Here is a 2,792-nt window from a genome sequence, read left to right on the forward strand (position 1 = left end):
CGCCCCAGGATGACTTTGGGCTGGAGCAAGCCTATTGAGGTGTATGCCGAGCATTTGGCTCGCTTGGCCCAACAGCCCGATTCAGTCCATTAACTTGATTGTTGCACTTGGACTTGAAACCGCCCTTTATGGAAAAGCGCCAATAGCTATCATAAATATAGCAATCAGGTCAGCAACGCCACCGCTGCTGAAAAGCTCAGAAACGCCAGCGCCGTGGACACCAGAATGATCCGCGCCACACGCCCATTGTTGGCGCCGAACTTTTCGGCCAGCAGCGAGACGTTGCTGGCGCTGGGCAGCGCGGCCAGCAGCACCAGCACCGTCAGCGCAAAGGGCGTGAGCGGCACCCCCATCGCCATGGCCGCCGTGCCCACGCTCCACACCAGCAGCGGGTGCACCAGCAGCTTGGCCAGCGCCACCGGCACGTAGTCCCGCGCGGACACCTGCTCGTGCTGGTTCATCTGCGAGCGCGCCAGCACGGCGCCGATGGTGAACAGCGCCACAGGCGAGGCCGCGTCGGCCAGCATGGCGATGGTCTTGTCCACCGGGACAGGCAGCTTGAACTGCAGGGCCGAAGCCAGTGCGCCCAGCGCAATCGACCAGGGCATGGGGTTGGTGGCCATGCCCTTGAAGGCATTCTTCAGCGCCGCCCCCACGCCGTGGGTGCCCGCGCCATCGAGGCGCGAGAGCGCAATACACAGCGAGCTGGTGATGACCATGTCCACCACGATGGTGACGATGGCAGGGCCCGCGCTTTGCGCCCCCAGCAGCGCGACCAACAGCGGCACGCCCATGAAACCGGTGTTGGGAAAAGCGGCCACCAGCGCACCGAAGGCTGCGTCGTTCCAGCCGATATGCGCCTTGCGCGTAAGGGCCACCGTGGCCCCCACCATCACCAGCGCACACAGCACATACACGCCCGCCACGGCCGGATCCAGCAGCTGGGCGATGGGCGTGCTCGCGCCAAAGCGGTACAACATGCAGGGCAGTGCAAAGTACAGCACGAAGGCGTTGAGCCCCGGGATGGCCGGCTGGGGAAGCACTCCGCGCCGGGCGGCGAGATAGCCGCAGAGCACCAGCGCAAAGAAGGGGAAGGTGATGAGAAGGACGGAGAGCACGGTCCCATTGTCCTTGCTGCGCCTGCGGCCGGGGTCTGCGGCGCCCGGTGTGGTCAGCGCAAAGTCAGGTGGGGGCCATCACCCATGGCGAATGCACGGCAAGGATCTCCAGCCAGCATTGCGGTTGAAGGCGCATCCACTTCACTGCTTGCGCTGGATGATCAGGTTGCGCTTGGCGTCTTCGGGATAGGCGAAGGTGATGGCGCCGTTCTTGACCATGCCCATGACCAGCATGTTGCGCGTGATCGCGTCCTTGTCCTGCACGCTGAAGGGCTTGTCGTAGGTGGTGACCACGCCGTAGTAGGTCTTCATCTTGCCCTCCAGCGACTCCTTGATGGCTTTGCCGGTGAGGTTGCCGTCGCGGATGCCGAGGAAGGAATACATCAGCAGGTAGGTGGCGTCGTAGGCGTTGGCCGCTGCCATGGGCACCGCCACCTTGCCATGGTACTTGCGGGTGTAGCTCGACAGGAACGATGCACGGCGCTCGTTGCTGGGCTCGGCGATGAAGGTCTGCACCATGAGCGCGCCCTCGGCCGCGTCCTTGGCGCCTTCGAGGAAGAAGGGGAAGGACAGTGGCCACGGCCCCACCTGCGGCACCTTCCAGCCCAGGGCCTTCTTGCCGTTGGCGATGGTGGCGTTTTCCGGCCCCACGGTGTAGCTGTAGACCACGTTGGCGCCCGCGTTGCGCGCGGCGGTCAGCTCGGCCGTGAGGTCCTTCACCCCCAGGTCAAAACGCGCCACATGCACGGGTTTGAGGTTCTTGGCCGCCAGCGCGGCCACCACGTCGTTGTAGCCGCCTTCGCCGTAGCCGGTCTTGTCGGCAAAGATGGCGACCTTGTCCCAGCCACGTTTGACGATGTCGTCCACCAGGAAGGGCGCCTGGATCGCATCGCGCGCCTGCACGCGGAAGATGTAGCTGTCAGGCGCGGGGTATTTGGCCGTCACGGCAGTGCCCGTGGCGCAGGGCACGATGAGGGGGCTGGCGGCGCCCTGGAACAGGTCGATGGCCTTGAGCGCCACGCCGGTGTTGCAAAAGCCGATGGTGGCGACCACTTTTTCATTGAGCAGTTCCTGCGACACCTTGCGCCCCTGGTCGGGGTCGGCCGTGTCGTCCTTGATGACCAGCTCCAGCGGGCGGCCCAGATAACCACCCACGGCATTGATTTCGTCCACCGCCAGCTTGATGCCGTTGAGCATGGGCACGCCAAAGTCGGCCGATGGCCCGGTGAACGGCCCCACGACCCCCACGCGCACAGGCACGGTGCTGCCGATCTGGGCCTGTGCCGGCAGCAGGGCTGTGCAGGCCAGTACACCGGATGCCACCACAGCGCTCCATGCGCGAAGGTGCACACAGCGGCGGCGTGCGTCCGGGATGCCCGGTGCGGCGGTCTGAGCGGTGGAGGGCTGGTCAGTGGGGTTCATGGCGGGGCTCGGTTCTCTACACCAGCATCCCGGCAAGAGATGCACTGGCCTGCGAGTATCAAATTGTGAAAACAAAGCCCCTAGCGGGGTTTCCCGGAGCGTCCGGCCCGCCAGGTGCCGGTGGCGCCCACCCGTCAGGGGCCTGTCAGCCGCACGCCCGGCACACGCGGGCCACCCCGACTGGGCACGGGCTAGACAGGCTGCCGGACCGCGCCGGTATCATTGCGCCCTTGCGCGGCCTGACCCGGCCGC

2 protein-coding genes are annotated in these 2,792 nt (G+C 65.7%); both read right to left on the reverse strand.

Features of this window, described 5'->3' with window-relative positions; all coding sequences use genetic code 11:
• Positions 1-164: 164 nt before the first annotated feature.
• Positions 165-1,118 (reverse strand): AEC family transporter, encoded by a 954-nt coding sequence (locus NFX52_RS29660; RefSeq protein ID WP_055392935.1) that lies wholly within the window; start codon positions 1,116-1,118, stop codon positions 165-167.
• A 141-nt stretch (positions 1,119-1,259) separates the two neighbouring features.
• Positions 1,260-2,540, reverse strand: coding sequence for an ABC transporter substrate-binding protein (locus tag NFX52_RS29665; RefSeq protein ID WP_156358549.1), 1,281 nt, complete (start codon positions 2,538-2,540; stop codon positions 1,260-1,262).
• Positions 2,541-2,792: the final 252 nt, after the last annotated feature.

The organism is Acidovorax facilis, assembly GCF_023913775.1.
Lineage (GTDB): Bacteria > Pseudomonadota > Gammaproteobacteria > Burkholderiales > Burkholderiaceae_C > Acidovorax > Acidovorax facilis.

Coding starts and splice junctions, on each gene's coding strand:
- NFX52_RS29665 (WP_156358549.1), bottom strand. CDS start 2,540: ATGAACCCCACTGACCAGCCCTCCACCGCTCAGACCGCCGCACCGGGC.